Genomic DNA, 16471 nt, shown 5'->3' on the forward strand with positions numbered 1-16471 from the left:
ACACATTTCAGGACGGGACAGAAGAAACAAAAAGGGCAGAAGAGTTTCCTCTTCTGCCTTCATATTATTTACCACTCTACTGCGTATAAATTGCAGTAGATTTCAGCTTACAAAGCCTAGCGTTTTTCTGTACGCATACCCATTAGCAAGCTCACACACATCAGTAATAGAATGATGGTGAATGGCAATGCTGTAGAGATTGCACCCGCTTGTAGAGCTTGTACTGCTTCAGTACCACCAACCCACAATAGAGCCACAGCAATCGCACCTTCTAGGAACGCCCAGAACACACGTTGAGGCACAGGCGTATCAACTTTACCACCCGCGGTGATGCTGTCGATTACTAGAGAGCCTGAGTCAGACGATGTAATGAAGAATACTAGAACCAATACAACCGCAATGATTGAAAGCAGAGTCCCGAACGGCAGTGCATCAAACATTTGGAACATTGCTAGTGATACATCTGTTAGGCCGTCTTGACCAAGAATACCAACGTTATTCACGATTTGGTCAATCGCCATGCCACCGAATACTGACATCCAAATGATAGTCACTGTAGTCGGTACAATCAGTACTGCTGTGATGAACTCACGAACGGTACGACCTTTAGAAACACGTGCGATAAACATACCTACGAATGGAGACCATGAGATCCACCAAGCCCAGTAGAATACAGTCCAACCGTGCATCCACGTTTCATCTTCACGACCGTGAGGGTTACTCAACGGAATGATGTTTTCAATGTATGCCATCAATGTCGTTGGGATAGAACCTAAAGTCACCGCGTAGCCGATTAGAGCCACTAAGATAAGCAGTAGGAAAGCCACCAACATGTTGATGTTACTGATAACTTTAACGCCACCATCAATACCACGAAGTACTGATACTACCGCCAATAAAGTCACCGCTGTAATCACAATAACTTGCAGACCTAAGCCCGCTTCAATGCCGAATACATGCTGAATACCACTTGCCGCTTGTTGTGCACCAAGACCTAACGATGTCGCCAGACCAAATAGCGTTGCAAGTACAGCAAGAATATCAACAATGTGACCTGCCCAGCCCCAAGCTCTATCACCTAAAATTGGGTAAAAGATAGAACGGATAGAAAGAGGCAATCCCTTGTTGTAAGAGAAAAACGCAAGTGACAGTGCTACTACGCCATAAATCGCCCAAGGGTGTAGACCCCAGTGATACATGGTTGCGCCCAATGCCAGTTTTGCAGCTTCTGGTGTGTTTGGTTCAACACCTAACGGAGTTTCAAACCAACCCGTGAAGTAAGCCGCTGGCTCTGCCACACTCCAGAACATCAAGCCGATACCCATACCTGCGGCAAACAGCATCGATAGCCAAGAGAAGAATGAGTAATCTGCCGTCGCATCAACACCACCAAGGCGGATTTTGCCGTACGGAGAAACAATCAAACCTAAGCAGAAAATTACGAAAATATTACCCGACCAGATGAAAAGCCAATCAAACGAATTGATAATCTGGCCTTTAACGCCATCTAGCGCAGCCTTTGCTGAAGCGGTATCTGTAATAAGAACACCGATCAGGAACAAAGCGATAAGTCCCGCACTAATACCAAATACTGGGTTATGAACATCAAAACCCCATTTTTGGACGTTATCTTGACCGACAGTGTAATCCGTACTGTCGATACTGTATTTATCTATACCTTTAGTCATCATCCCTCTCTACGGAATTCTATTAGGGTCTATTGACCTCGTATTCCTTACTTACCTGCGACTTAATTACAAACTCGAACCTACGATCCAAGTAGTACAAGCTGTTGTCACAATAATTCAAATACTTGGATGTCTGAAGTTTAGCAGGTTAACTTGTTGTTTTCAGTAAACTAGAATCGGTTCGATGGAATTTCAAACAATATTCACGTAATTACTCAAGTATATGACGAAAAAAAGGTCGACCCTGTCGACCTTTTTATCAAAAATACTTTTAACTCAAAGCATTTTGGTGCTTAACCAATTGATTTTCAGTTCGTAAACCTAGCAATAAGCTTAGGCACATAAGCAATAATATGAAGGCAAATGGTAGCGCCATCGATACCGTTCCAGCTTGCAGTGCTTGAATAGATTCCGTACCACCAACCCATAGTAGAACCGCTGCAATCGCGCCGCCCATCAACGCCCAAAATACACGTTGTGGAACCGGTGCATCCACTTTACCGCCAGAGGTAATGCTATCGATAACCAATGAGCCTGAATCAGAAGAGGTGATAAAGAACACCATAATCAAACCAATCGATACCACTGAAAGCACAGAGCTCATTGGCAGAGCATCGTAAGTATGGAAAAGAGAAAGTGTAATATCTTGCAGACCATTCACACTAATCTCGCCCACCTTGTTCGCCACTTGATCAATCGCGATGCCACCGAAAATAGCCATCCAGATGATGATTACTGTCGTTGGGATGAACAATACAGCAACGATGAATTCACGAATCGTTCGACCTTTAGAGATACGAGCGATGAACATGCCTACGAATGGTGACCAAGACATCCACCACGCCCAGTAGAATACCGTCCAACCTTGCATCCACGTTTCGTCATCACGACCGTGAGGATTGCTTAAGGGAATGAAGTTTTCAATGTAGCCCATTAGCGCGGTTGGGATTGCTTTAATACCCGCCATGCCACCTGCAATCGTAACAAAGATCAGCAAGCCTAAAGCCACCAGCATATTCACGTTACTTAGCACTTTTACGCCGCCGTTGATGCCACGAACCACGGACATTGTCGCTAAGAAAGTAACCACAGCGATAACAATCAGCTGCATGCCAATACCGCCATCGGTACCAAATACATGGTTAATACCACTGGTCGCTTGTTGAGCACCTAAGCCCAATGAAGTTGCAAGGCCAAATAGCGTTGCAAGCACAGCGACGATATCAACAATATGACCAAACCAACCCCAAGTTCTATCACCCAAGATAGGGTAGAAAATAGAGCGGATTGATAGAGGTAAACCTTTATTGAAGGTGAAGAAGGCAAGCGCTAGAGCAACAACCGCGTAAATCGCCCAACCGTGCAGACCCCAGTTGTAGATGGTTGCACCAAGAGCCAACTTCGCCGCTTCAGGAGAGTAAGCTTCAACACCTAGTGGTGTTTCATACCAGCCAGTGAAATAAGCTACTGGCTCAGCAACACCCCAGAACATTAAGCCAATACCCATTCCTGCGGCGAATAACATCGACATCCAAGATAGGTTTGAGTGCTCTGCTTTGGCATCATTGCCACCAATACGTATCTTGCCATACGGGGAGACAATGAGGGCAAAACAGAAAATTACGAAGATGTTTGCTGCCCACATGAAGAAACCATCGAAGTTACCAATGACTTTCCATTTGATTCCATCAAGCGCCGCTTTTGCGGTTTCAGGGTCTGCGACTAGAAGTGCCAACAGGAAGATAATGATCGCCCCTGCACTGATTCCAAATACTGGGTTATGAACATCAAAACCCCATTTCTGAACGTTATCTTGTCCTACTGTATAATCGGTATTTTCAATACTATACCTATCTTTTACAGGCTCCATGCTTCCTCTCTAATTTGCAGCGCACAGTTTGCAACATTGCATTCGGCGCTTAAATTTCGAAAAGAAGAATATCAACCTGTCGCAAAAATACTAAAAAAACCTCCATAAAGGAGGCGTAAATTACACATTTAGTAATTAAATTACACATTTAACGTTATTTAGCGTAAGATCAGTCCACAAGCCCGGAGCTGACCGCATATTTAGCAAGCTCTGCCGTAGAGTGAATATCGAGCTTATGCTTAATATTTTGCCTATGGGTTTCTACCGTTCGATAGCTGATATTCAGCGCCTTTGCGACCTCTTTACTGCTCTCCCCTTTTGCGACTAATTTCAGCACAGCCTCTTCACGTCTACTCAATGGATTCTTGACCGATGGCGTCGGAGTAATCGGCTGAGTAAACAAATTCTGCGTGACTTTTTCACAGAAATAGGTCGAGCCTTGATTGACCGTTTTGATTGCCTGCACCATTTTTTCAGCCGAAATCTCTTTCAACATGTAGCCGACAGCCCCCGACTGCATCACCTTCATGATGTATTCACGGTTGTTATGCATGGTCAGCATCAGGACCTTGGCTTCTGGGTCTTCTTCTTTAATCAGATGGGTGGCATCAATGCCATTCATGATAGGCATGCTGATATCCATCAACACCACATCAGGGCGCAGAGACTTAACGACCTCTACCGCTTCTAGTCCATTGCTGGCGGTACCTATCACGCTAATATCTGGCTCGAGTTCCAATCTCGCCATAAAGCCATCCAGTACCACTTGGTGATCGTCAGCAATCACAACTCGAATAACTTCACTCATTCATTAATCCCTCTAGTGTCAGTAACACTGTAATTTCCGTTCCGAGGCCAATCTCACTCATCAATTCAAAGTCACCACCGATGAACTCCACTCGCTCTCTCATGTTACGCAGCCCGATCCCTCGTTTTTCCATCGCTTTATAGGTGTTGAAACCGACACCGTTATCTTGAATCAGTAGTTGCAACACATTACCAATTTGCTGAGCGATAACCGTTACTTTGGTCGCTTGCGCGTGTTTCTCGATATTATTCAGCGACTCTTGCACCACTCGATACAAGGTTGTCGCAGCCTCAGATTTCAACTTACCCTGTTGAGTGCTAAACAAGGTTTCTACTTCAATACCCGAATGCGCCTGAAAATCTAACAACAATGAAGACAATGCCGCCTCTAAACCAATATCATCCAACGAACTTGGACGAAGTTGATGCGAGATGTGCCTCACTTCTTCGATTGCTCGCATCAGTGAATGCTGCGACTTATTCAAATGTGCTTTAAGGTCTTCATTTTGTAGCTTATTACCGAGCAGTTCCAAATGGCAACGACTCGACACTAATAATTGGTTAATACCATCATGCAACTCACGCGCTAGATGCTTCTTCTCGTCTTCTTGGAACATCACCGTCTTATGCGCCAGCTCCTTTAAGTTGTTATCAGCAATCCGATGTTCATGCATGTTAATAGCCAAGGTCAGCACGATGATGACCGCGACCGTTACGCTCAAAATCACCACAATCGAAAAGAACGTGGTTTCAATATTCTTATTTATCGCAGCCTGCATCGAAGCCACTTCTTGGTGTACGTCTTCAATATACAAGCCGGTGCCAATCATCCAGTCCCAACGCTCTAACCAAGCGGCGTAGCTCAGCTTAGACACCACCTCACCCGTCGACGGTTTTTGCCACAAATACTGGTGAAACCCGCCTCCGGTTTGCGCTTCTCTTAACAGAGCCTCTATCAGAAAATCGCCATCTTCATCTTGCAGTTGGAGTAGGTTTTGGCCTATCAATTCTGGCTGAATTGGATGAACCAAGTTGGTCCCGTGGCGATCGTATGCGAAGAAGTACCCATCAGAGCCATATCTAAGTTTAGACAATATGGTTCGAACTTTTTTTTTGGCTTGGGCTTCTTGGATATTTGGATCGTTATAGACGTGTTCTATGGCGTCGAACGCGAGATCAACCGTGTCTTTGAGGGCGTTTTCACGTGACTTGATTAGGCTGTCTCTAAAGATCTCGACTTCTTTAGCGCCTAACGTCTTAGTCTGGTGCAGCGAGATCCAACTAATACTCGCCGTTACCAGCAGCAACGGGAGCAACGTCAGCAAAATCAGCTTGGCTTTTAGAGGCATTCCTTTCCCTCACAAAAAACGGCTTACTGAACATCAATAAGCCGTTTTACTTTAGCAATTTATAGATAGCCGTCGAAACATATCATTCACATTCTTGGCTTCACTCACATTCCATAGAAAGATGGGAAAGCGAGAAGTGATCCAAGTACGAGGATTTGAATCAGAATGAACGGCATCACACCTCGGTAGATGTCCTTAGTCGTCACGCCTTTCGGTGCTACGCCTTTTAAATAGAACAAACTAAAACCAAATGGCGGCGTTAAGAAGGAAGTTTGTAGGTTCATCGCAATAAGGATAGCGAACCATGTCATGTTGATGCCCATCAGTTCAGCAACTGGCGCAATGATCGGCACGATGATGAAACAGATCTCTACGAAGTCGATGAAGAAACCCAGAATCAGAATCACCAGCATGGTAATGATCAGGAAGCCCCATTTTTCACCTGGCAGTTGTAGCATCCACTCTTCAACCAGATAGTCGCCACCAGTGTAGGTAAACGCCATTGAGAATGCCGTTGCACCCAACAAGATAGCAAATACCATCGCCGTTACTTTCACCGTCTCTTTCGACGCCTCGTACACCATCGACCAACTAAATTGACCGTAAAGCAGTGCAAGTATCATCGCACCCGCGCCACCTAATGCGGCTGACTCTGTTGGCGTAGCAACACCTGCGAAGATAGAGCCCAGTACAACAATGATTAACGCTAGAGGCGGAAGAATCGCTTTCAGTGCATTAAACACTTCCTGCTTACGGCTGATGGAGTCATCACGTTCAATAGGTTGAGCCGCTTCAGGGTGTAGCTTTGCGTATATCAAGATATAAACGATGTACGCGCCGACCAGCATCACGCCTGGCCAAATCGCCGCTTGGAACAAGTCGCCTACAGGAACACCTAGAACATCACCCAATAGAATCAATACGATGGAGGGTGGAATGATCTGCCCTAGCGTACCAGACGCACAAATAGTGCCGCAGGCTAAGCCTTTGTCGTAATTGTACTTGAGCATTACAGGTAGGGAGATAAGTCCCATAGCAACAACAGAAGCACCAACCACGCCAGTAGAAGCCGCAAGTAGTGAACCTACTAATACGGTTGAAATCGCGATACCACCACGAACGCCGCCAAACAGTCGCCCCATAGACTCAAGCAACTGCTCAGCAAGCTTGGTCTTTTGTAGAACGAGCCCCATAAAAACAAACAATGGAACGGCCATCAGAACCGTGTTTTCCATAATGGATTGAATTCGATATGGCATGAAGGCAAACATTTCAATGCCCTCAGCCCAAACACCAAAGATTAACGCGATACCACCAAAGGTAAACGCCACTGGGAAGCCAAGTAAAAGCGCAAACAAGGCTACGAAAAACATTACTATTCCAATCATGTTCAGCCTCTACTTGTTTTTTGTATGAATATTGTTTGCATGGATAAGATGCGGATTAAAAATCTTATTCAGTGAATGCAGGATCAAACCTACGCCACTAAGTGCCATCAAAAAGAATGACAGCGGGATCATAGCTTTGATGATCCAGCGATACGGCAGGCCACCGGGATCGCCTGAGGTTTCACCCAGTTCATAACTCTCTTTGGCAACATCGATACCAAACCAAGCCACCAGCAGGCAAAACGGAAGTAGAAAGATAAGCGTGCCAAGCAGGTCAATAATCGCTTGTGCTTTAAAGCTCAGTTGCTCATAGAACACGTCAACTCGAACATGGCCACCAGCCTTGATGGCATAAGGAACACCGAGTAGGAAAACGGCGGAGAAAAGGTGCCATTCCATCTCTTGGAAGGCGATAGAGACATCGTTGAAGGCATATCTCATGACAACGTCATACACGACGTTGGCGATAAGTAAAATAAACAACATACTGGAAAGCCATCCCAGTGCGTCACCGATACGATTAAACAGGCGTTCAATATAAATTAGACTTCGCATTCCCGACTCCATGGAATTTGAAAAGACATCGCGCAGCTGAGGTAACGAGCTGTAGGACGTAGAAAAGGTTCTTGAGCGTAATACAGGATTTATCCTGCTTAGTTATTATGTTTTAAATGAACCCTCGGCTTATTCACTCTTAAATACTCAATAAGAAAAGCTTCGGGTTCATTTAGATTCAGTTCAACAACTGTCGATTATTTCGCTTGGCTATTTAGATAAGCTCTATGTGAAATATCCGTCCATGAACGTACTTGCTCTAGGTAGCTTGCTTGTGAAGCTTGAATCTCTTTTGCTAGCTCATCTTTCTCAGCATGTGCAGCCAGTAGGCGATCGTTCGCTTCTTTCAGAGCAGACATAACCTCTGGTGGGAAATCTTTCACTTGTACATCTGGGTATTCTGTCTTCATTGAAACCCAGTTCTTACCACTTTCGTGCGTTGCTTGTGTGTACATGTCGTAAGCCGCAGTACGCATTGCAACACGTAAGATTTCTTGTAGGTCTTCAGGCAGCTTGTTCCATGTACGCTTGTTCACTAGGAATTGAAGCTCTGAACCCGGCTCGTGCCAACCTGTGTAGTAGTAAGGCGCGATTTTGTGGAAGCCCATTCGTAAATCCAGCGATGGACCTACCCACTCTAGTGCATCAATCGTGCGACGCTCTAGAGACGTGTAAAGTTCACCTGGGGCAATGTTCGTCGGTTTAGCACCTAGCTCAGCAAGAATCTCGCCTGCAAAGCCCGGGATTCGCATTTTCAGACCTTGTAGATCTTCAACGCTGTTGATCTCTTTTTGAAACCAACCCCCCATCTGGATATCCGTGTTACCACCAGGGAAAGACATCAAGTTATGTGGAGAGTAAACCTGCTCCATTAACTCCATACCACCACCGTGATAGAACCACGCGTATTGTTCTGCAGGCGTCATACCGAAAGGCATAGAAGTGAAGTAAAGAGTGTTTGGAACTTTACCTTTCCAGTAGTAAGAGCCTGAGTGACCCATGTCGTATTGACCAGACTTAACCATGTCAAAAACGCCAAGAGGTGCTTTGTGTTTGTTTGCTGAATCGATTCTGATTTGCAGTCGACCATTCGACATCTTCTCAGCCATCGCCGCCATGTTTTTGGTTGCATCACCGAAAACTGGGAAGTTTGGTCCCCAAGTTTCCGCAAGTTTTAAACGGTAAACCTTATCAGCGGCTGTAGCACCAGTAGCGACCAAAGCTAAACAAGCCGCAGCAGTTACTGCAACGTTTTTAAAAACTCGTGTGAGGGAGTTAGAAATGAGACTCATGTTCACGTCCTTTGTTGGGTTAACACTCTTTCTATGAGCATTTTTTATGATTCAACATAAGAGTGCACCGTGATGAGGCAACAAGATATCAGGGAGAGCACGCACGCATGGCGTTAACAAAGTTACGTATTAGACCAAAGGATTAAGTAGAACTACGTAGGAGATGATTGAATAGTGTCGATTTCAAAGGAGTTTGGATATTCACCAAGGCAATGCGTATTGATAAATACCTAAGTATTAATAATTAAATACTCTTAACAATTGATTGCCATTTCGTGATGAAGCTCTATTCATTGCTGTATTTTAGGGGAAAAAATCAAGGCTTTGCTCTCTTGATCTACCTAGCTAACGCCCTAATTTAGTGCTTGCTGATTCGAAGCTCTGACACGAGACAACACTAATCAGTTAAGCCGTATATCGAATTGGAATTGAGATTATAGAGCCTAGGTTTAGGCTTGGATTTGGGCTCGGACTTGGCATAATGTGCCAGATACAAAAAAGCCTCGAAAATCGAGGCTTAAAAACTTAACGAAGCGAATGTAATCCCACAGGATTAGATAGCTTTGTAGATAACCTTGTTACCTGCTAGCTGCTCTTTCGCTACTAGGTTTTCTTCAAGAAGTTTTTTCAATGCGCCTGTTGCCCATGAAGCTGCTTTCGCGTCTTCTTGACCAGCTTCTAGGCCGATACCTTTAGGGTTAATGCCTTCAGCATTGCTAACAACGATGTCTAGAACTTGTTGTTGCTTAGGAGTCAGTGCTACTGCAACTTCTTTAGTTGCTGCTACTGCTTTCTCTACCGCTGGTTTTGCTGCTACAGTTTTTTCTGCTACAACTTTCTCTGCGACAGGCTTCGCTTTTTTCGGCGTTGCCACTGCTTTAACTACAGCCGCTTTAGTGCGTTTCTGCAGTTTAGCCTGCACCTTACGCTTATGAGCAAGTCTCATTGAATATTTCTCCAGTTCACTGCTCTTTTCGCAGTGGTGAAAATTTGAAGCGCGATTTATACCAAAAAACAGGAGCTATTTGTAGAGTGAAGCGTCGAAAGTCGACGAAAAATACCGATATTGTCTACTAGCGTCTATTATTTAAACATCGACTTATCAATTCAGGGTCATATACACTGGTTATCCATCCAGACAAAAATATGAAAACTTGGTGTTGCCTATGGACACTCGTCACCTTAGTAATTTCTCTTTGCCTTCATTCACTCGCTCGTACCGTATCCTCGCCGTTATTTTAGGCTTCATTTACTTGATCGTTGCGCTCTACAGTGACAATCCAAAGTTACTGATCGTGGGTGCTTTTTGCAGTATTGCGCTTCTGGGAACTGGCTACTATTTGATGCTGCGCAGCCGAGTGATGTTCACACTTACCCCGACTCATTTTCAGCAGCACTTTTACAAAGGGGGTTGGGTTTTAAAATGGAGTAACATCCAAAAAATTGGTCTTTGCACTTATGAACAAGATGGTTGGCATCAACCTCTGCCCTGGGTCGGAATTAAAGTAAAAGATTACTCGCCCTACCTCGATTCGATTTGCCCTAAAATAACTTGTGAATTATTGCTCAGCCAACGAGCACTTTTGTACTTAGGAGCGAAGCAAGCAGGCAAAGAGTCCAACTTTGAGGATATGGTTCTCGACTCATCGCATTACTACGCGCGTTGTACTGAAAGTGGCTGTATCGAACTAAGCCAATATAAAGAGTCACAGAATACCGACGACGTTAATTTCAACGATAACCAATCACAAGACAACCTTGATTCACCGAATGAAACAAACAATCAAAACGCGGTGATTAAAGACTATTCTGGCTTACAGGCGATGCTTGCCAACAGAATGAAGTATCAAAGGGGTTTCCACGGTTATGACATTTTCATATCAACCCATGATTTGAATATGAGTGGAGAAGAGTTTGTGGGGCTGGCTCGACGCTACTTGGCTGCCGCTGAACGTCTTTCTGATTAAGGTTTACCAGTAAGTTCACACACAATAAAAAAGCTTAGCTTTCAGGACAAAAGCTAAGCTTCATTTTCAATCAATCGACACAAATAATCGGTTGTAAAATCAAAGATTTAATTAGTACAGAGGCATTTCATCTGCGACGAACGGGTTTGATGCACGCTCGCGACCGAATGTCGATTCAGGACCATGGCCCGGAACGAATGTTACGTCACTGCCTAGTGGCCAAAGCTTAGTCTTGATTGAAGCGATAAGCGTATTGAAGTCACCTTGTGGGAAGTCAGTACGGCCAATTGCGCCGTTAAACAACACATCACCCACAAACGCTAAACGAGCTTGCTCACTGAACAGTACAACGTGACCTGGCGTGTGGCCCGGCGTGTGAATCACATCAATCACTTGATTACCAAAAGTGACTTTGTCGCCCTCTTCTAACCAAGTGTTTGGTTCAAAAGCTTTACACAGTGGGAAACCAAACATCTGACTTTGATTCTCTAGACCTTGTAGCCAGAAGTTGTCTGCCTTATGCGGGCCCACAATTTCAACCTTCAAGATCTCAGCAAGTGGTACCGTACCGCCAACATGATCTAAGTGACCGTGCGTCAGTACCAAGTTCACAACCTTAACACCGAGTTCTTCAATGATAGCCGCGAGTTGTTGAACATCACCGCCCGGATCGACAACGATGCCTTCCATGGTTTCATCACACCACACAATCGAGCAGTTCTGAGAAAAAGAGGTAACAGGTACAACTTGATACTTAAGAGACATATACAAACCTTAAAGAGCGAATCTGGTGAACAACTCGAATATCGCTATGTTATTGGCAACAAACCCAACAATAACAAACTAAACAGCAACAAACTGAGCAGCAATAAACCGAATTATTAGAACAAACTGAAATTTGGGCAAACTATGACATTGGATGTCTACTTTGACAAGTGCCTACCGTATCACTCAATAACTCAGCTTAGCTCTACCAGCTGCGAACTGGACCAGTATCAATGTGGATGAAGTTACTACGAGCGTAATAACCAACACCACCTGCTTGCAGACTTTTAGCTACGTCTCTCAGTTCCTTTAAATCAACACCATCGATACGAAAATCGATCGCTTTACCAAGCATGTGATAGCTCTTTTTAGCGACACCACTCGACTTAGAGCGCAACGCTTCGTTGGTTGCTGGAGAGCGGTAGCCAGAGATGATTTGAACTTCTTTTTGAATACCCAGTACATTTTGAATCTGAGTGATCTGATCAAACAGGTTCTTATCCATTGGATGAATCTCATTGCGGCGGAAGTCACGGCACAGTTTGCTAAGGCGTGCCATCTCGTCACCAACATAGTTAGTGCCATCGAAATAACAAGTCTCTAATCGTTCACCAGTGTGAAGATTGTTCATGCTAATCGTTCTTGGTTGATCCGGGTATGAAGCGAAAGCGATAGAAGGAGTAAGAGAGGCGACTACAGCAGTACCACCAGCGTAAGTCAGAAACTGACGGCGTGAAAATAAACTTTGAGACATACAGCAAAAAACCAATTAGATCGAACGAAAAATGCACGATACATAATGGAATTTGCTGCGTCAACGTACAAAAACCGTGCAAAACGTTAGTATTTGTAACCTTTGCACGGTTAGTTATTGATACTCATTATAATTTTATCAATAGAAGCTTGGTTGTCATTTTTCAGTCAAGATCACCTTTCTTGACCATATTTCAATCAACCGCCCTCTTTATCATATTGGTAGATATCACCGCGGTATTGTATGCCTCCTTCTTCAAACAACACGGTTTGATAAATGATATGCACTGGAATTCGCTTCTTGAGACGAACCTTAGTATTGGGCGCAAGTTCATCATCCTGATTCGGCACTTTCTTTACCTTAGTCGCAAATAACAACTCCGCGAGTTCCTCGGCATGCTCAACACGAATACAACCAGAGCTATAGGCGCGGAAGTCATCGTTAAACAAGCTTTTACTTGGGGTGTCATGGAGATAGATGGCTCGCTTGTTGGGCGTATTGAACTTATACAAACCCAATGCGTTACTAGAGCCTGCTTGCTGGCGCATTCGATAAGGAAAAGAGCTAAAGTTAATCGTTTGCCAATCTATCTCGGTAGTATCGACAGTTTCCATCGAACGCCAACCATCGATCACTTGAAAATTGTGTGTTTCAAGATAACTCTCGTCGGCTTTTACTTTAGGCAAGATATCTTTAACCATGATTTTCCATGGCACGTTCCAAGTCGGATTTAAGATAACCGAATCAAGCTTTATCTCTAAGAGTGGTGTTTTTCTCGATTTTCTCCCAACCACAACTTTAGATTCAAAAACCTCTTCCCCATCTTCCCAATACTTCATATCAAAACTAGGTACATTCACCACAATCAGTGAGTCTCTATTTCTTGGCCATAAGCGGGCACGCTCGGCGTTCAATGCTAGGGAAGTAAGTCGATCATCAAAGCCCATATTGATCCATTTGATCGTGTCTGGCCCGATGATCCCATCATCCGTAAGACCGTGCATGCGTTGGAAAGATTTAATCGCCTTTTGCAGATCTCGATCGAACTTGGGAAAATCGACCGCGATCATCGAGGTATCAACACCAACCAAAGCAATGCGCTCAACAAGAACCGTCTTGTCTGAAAGCTCGTCACCCAAGCGCTTCAAACCTTTCTGTCTATATCGTTCAATATTGAGTTCAGAGGCGGTTTCTAACACCGAATAGGTTGCTTTGAATTGGTCAAAATCCCCAACAGGCGGCGCGTAAGACAACACCATCTCCAATAAGTAATCATTGGCAACGCTGCTTTTTAAGCTCATCAGAATATGCGGAGAAGGCGCAGGTAATTTGGAATGCAACTTGCCCGAGAAGTACCAATCTTTACCGGCAAGCGGCGCATTTTCAACGTAGCTCAGGTAGTAGATAAAAGTATCGGTGAGTAATATGTCCAACTCTTGCCATTGAGCATGGGATTGATAGTGACGAATTTGCTTGAGTTGTCGATCGAAGAGTGGTGCCATTTGAGCTTGTTCGAGAAGCGACAATTGAAATTCAAACGCCTTAACAAGTTCAGGTGAATCCCAAAGAATAGGCAGAGACGAGTCTTGATAAATACTCTGGGTAAGCTCTGGATAAATCAGCATAAAAGAGAGCTCCGAATCAGCCGGAATAAATCGGCTCTCGTCAGAACTCGTATAGCTCCATGCGTGCACAGAAACTAGAACTAATAATCCACAGAAGTATTTTGCGAACATGCTTAACTCCATCACCAACCATCTCATAAGTATGGCAAAGAAATCGGAGTAAGCATGTTATTTTTAAGAGGCTTTATAAATCAGATTGAACTCCAATGGTTATCCCACTGGACCGATGATTGTTGAGTTGATTTCTCATAAGGCTTGCTCTGGCTTACCACACTTCCCGCCCCAGAGCTTAATCGAAACTCACCATCAAGCAGCACAGCGCCAGAAGCATCAGATAATGCAGAGAGTTCTACTAACTCTTTGGTTTCTTTAGACCAAATACCGTAGCAGTTGCCTCTTGGCGAAGTCGCAATAATCCAATCATCTGACGCCGCAATACTGGCGATATAGTGATTGAACCTTGCCCATTGCTCTGGCTCTGCGTTCAGTGATTCAAACTTTCCGCCTTTAGTATGCATCGCCAATAGCGAAGGATACTCATCTGGTTCACCACGATATTGCTGGCCACAAAGCACGGATTCAGCACCATCATGGGCTAAGTGTCGAATGCTCAGCTTCTTATCCAACAATTCAACCTGATCAAGTAACACACCTTCAGGAGAAACATAACTCAAGCTCGGCTGCATCGAATCGAGGTTTTTCGGTGTTCTACCATCAGTATGAACGCCACCAACGCCGATCGCGAGATTACCATCCGGCATGATGATCACTTCATGAGGCCCAATACCAAAACCGCTGAACTCTTCGACCTTACGATAGCCTTGCGCGACATCGTAAACGCCAATCACACCTTGGCTGCTGTCCGTTTTCCCTTCAGTGGCATACAGTAAGTTGCCATCTAATGAGTAAACGCCATGACCATAGAAGTGACGGTTGTTACCTTTGACGACCATTTTGATCTGCTGACCGTTTTTATAGTCAAACACCATAAAATAGTCACCAGGACGACGAGCAAAAACCACCGCATGCGATGAGGTTGGGCAAATCGCGACGCCATGGCCACGATTGGGGATGGGAAGTTGGCTCAGTGGCATGCCAAATTCGTCAGCCACAACTGCAGAATATTGACCACGACCATTAAGCGCACAACCAATCAGTTGGGGATCGTTCGACGCACTCGCCTCATCCTTTCGACTCGCACAGCCAAATGGAAGTAATGGAACAGTTGCACAACCCAGTGCAGCCTTGAGTAACGTTCTTCGCGTAATATCAGTCACCATCGGTAGCATTGAATCCTATTACCACGCCAAGCTCTATCGCTACTTCTTCATGAATCAGGTACTTCAAACGTTCTAGTTTGTTGTATTGAGTCAGCACATCTCGGTAGCCTTCTTTGCTCTGTAGGAGAGTAAACAAGCTAGAATCTGTCGGCCAAGTATCTAACGTTAACGTGAACTGGGCTGCAACACGATCGGCAAGGTCATTTAAGCCCTTCTCTCTCAATAAACCATCAAGACCACTACCATCTGCTAAGTACAATTTCTCTAGCGCCGCTACGTTCGCTTTCAGCTGAGTCATTGAGGTTTGAGCGCGCCATGATTCTGAGAAGTAAGGACGCGGATGACCAATTTTCGCCATCGGGCGACTCAGCTTTTTCATGCTGTAATCAAGTTGGTTGGTCAATAAAGCGATGTATTCAGACTCCCAACGAGTCTCGTCTAGCGCTAACCAAGGGTTAACCTGCCATGCCTCAGCAATAGAGGCCGATTTCATTGCCAAGTTTTGTGCGATCGCTTGTGAAGATAGACAACCAGACGCTTTGTCTTGCAGTAATGGAGATTGCTCGTCGTACAGAGACCACTCCAAGGCGCCAAGCCCTTGAACAGTCACACTCTGCTGTGCGATTTCATCTTGTGACCAAGCTTTATCTTGCTGAGTCAGTTGACGCATTTTTAGACCTGTGGTGTTCTTTTTGTCTGGCCAAAACTGAACATTCCAGCTCTGTTCCAATGCCGCTGTTGGGCCTCTTTCTTGTCCTTGCAGTGCCATCCAGCTGTTCATGGTGAGCTGCCACTGATTTTCCAACGCATCCAGCTCAATATTGTTGGTTTCACAGTAACCCTGCATCAAGACTTCCAGCTCACCGGCTTGCTTAGCGAATAGCACGGCTGAATCAAACTCTTGTTGATACACGCTACGGCTGATATGAGCAGTCGTGTCTGCTTGATAAGAGACACCGTTAACCTCAGATGAAGCCGTTTGCTCACCCGATGACTGGCAGCCTGCCATGATTAATACCGACAAGGGCATTAACAAAAATTTATGTGCCATGCTGTTACCTTACTTCCTAGTTTTTCTTTTAATTATATGAGTTCAATAAATATGAAACGACCGCTGGCCTCGTATCCCTA

The 16471-nt window shown here is 44.7% G+C and carries 14 protein-coding genes; 1 reads left to right on the plus strand and 13 read right to left on the minus strand.

The features are described from left to right. Nucleotides 1–116 precede the first annotated feature (116 nt). The 8 genes from AB4307_RS15125 to AB4307_RS15160 form a co-directional block, all read right to left on the minus strand. Nucleotides 117–1688: a BCCT family transporter gene (locus AB4307_RS15125; RefSeq protein ID WP_017060963.1), complete on the minus strand. Its 1572-nt coding sequence runs from the start codon at nt 1686–1688 to the stop codon at nt 117–119. Between the two features lie 271 nt (nt 1689–1959). Further along, a complete protein-coding gene (locus AB4307_RS15130) occupies nt 1960–3558 on the minus strand; it encodes a BCCT family transporter (protein ID WP_372132298.1) in 1599 nt (532 codons plus the stop codon). A gap of 169 nt (nt 3559–3727) precedes the next feature. Then, the gene (locus tag AB4307_RS15135) at nt 3728–4366 is read right to left on the minus strand and encodes a response regulator transcription factor (RefSeq protein WP_017060961.1); all 639 of its coding nucleotides are present in this window, start codon (nt 4364–4366) and stop codon (nt 3728–3730) included. Continuing rightward, nucleotides 4359–5714 (minus strand): cache domain-containing protein, encoded by a 1356-nt coding sequence (locus tag AB4307_RS15140; RefSeq protein WP_019821218.1) that lies wholly within the window; start codon nt 5712–5714, stop codon nt 4359–4361. Before AB4307_RS15140 ends, AB4307_RS15135 begins: the two co-directional genes overlap by 8 nt. A 104-nt stretch (nt 5715–5818) precedes the next feature. Continuing rightward, the gene (locus tag AB4307_RS15145; protein WP_029235146.1) at nt 5819–7102 is read right to left on the minus strand and encodes a TRAP transporter large permease; all 1284 of its coding nucleotides are present in this window, start codon (nt 7100–7102) and stop codon (nt 5819–5821) included. Between the two features lie 9 nt (nt 7103–7111). Next, nucleotides 7112–7657: a TRAP transporter small permease subunit gene (locus AB4307_RS15150; RefSeq protein WP_017060958.1), complete on the minus strand. Its 546-nt coding sequence runs from the start codon at nt 7655–7657 to the stop codon at nt 7112–7114. Between the two features lie 197 nt (nt 7658–7854). Next, nucleotides 7855–8949: a TRAP transporter substrate-binding protein gene (locus AB4307_RS15155; RefSeq protein ID WP_017060957.1), complete on the minus strand. Its 1095-nt coding sequence runs from the start codon at nt 8947–8949 to the stop codon at nt 7855–7857. A gap of 553 nt (nt 8950–9502) precedes the next feature. After that, nucleotides 9503–9895, minus strand: a complete 393-nt coding sequence (locus AB4307_RS15160; protein WP_017060956.1) for a hypothetical protein — start codon at nt 9893–9895, stop codon at nt 9503–9505. Nucleotides 9896–10115: 220 nt separating this feature from the next. Here AB4307_RS15160 and AB4307_RS15165 point away from each other — a divergent pair, with 220 nt between their 5' ends. Next, entirely contained in the window at nt 10116–10916 is an 801-nt protein-coding gene (locus AB4307_RS15165) for a DUF2982 domain-containing protein (protein ID WP_372132301.1), read from the plus strand. Between the two features lie 111 nt (nt 10917–11027). Here the strand turns inward: AB4307_RS15165 and AB4307_RS15170 are convergent, their stop codons facing one another. The 5 genes from AB4307_RS15170 to AB4307_RS15190 all read right to left on the minus strand — a co-directional run bounded on the left by AB4307_RS15170 (nt 11028) and on the right by AB4307_RS15190 (nt 16391). After that, a complete protein-coding gene (locus AB4307_RS15170) occupies nt 11028–11681 on the minus strand; it encodes an MBL fold metallo-hydrolase (protein ID WP_017060954.1) in 654 nt (217 codons plus the stop codon). Between the two features lie 205 nt (nt 11682–11886). Beyond that, entirely contained in the window at nt 11887–12435 is a 549-nt protein-coding gene (gene mepK, locus AB4307_RS15175; RefSeq protein ID WP_017060953.1) for a peptidoglycan L,D-endopeptidase MepK, read from the minus strand. A gap of 197 nt (nt 12436–12632) precedes the next feature. Continuing rightward, nucleotides 12633–14171: a L,D-transpeptidase family protein gene (locus AB4307_RS15180; RefSeq protein ID WP_372132303.1), complete on the minus strand. Its 1539-nt coding sequence runs from the start codon at nt 14169–14171 to the stop codon at nt 12633–12635. An 80-nt stretch (nt 14172–14251) separates the two neighbouring features. After that, a complete protein-coding gene (locus AB4307_RS15185; protein ID WP_372132336.1) occupies nt 14252–15340 on the minus strand; it encodes a DUF1513 domain-containing protein in 1089 nt (362 codons plus the stop codon). After that, complete coding sequence (locus AB4307_RS15190; RefSeq protein ID WP_372132306.1) at nt 15330–16391, minus strand: imelysin family protein; 1062 nt, start codon at nt 16389–16391, stop codon at nt 15330–15332. The genes AB4307_RS15185 and AB4307_RS15190 overlap by 11 nt, the downstream gene beginning before the upstream one ends. Nucleotides 16392–16471 lie beyond the last annotated feature (80 nt).

The sequence above is a fragment of the Vibrio sp. 10N.261.52.C2 genome, assembly GCF_041471425.1.
GTDB lineage: Bacteria > Pseudomonadota > Gammaproteobacteria > Enterobacterales > Vibrionaceae > Vibrio > Vibrio crassostreae_C.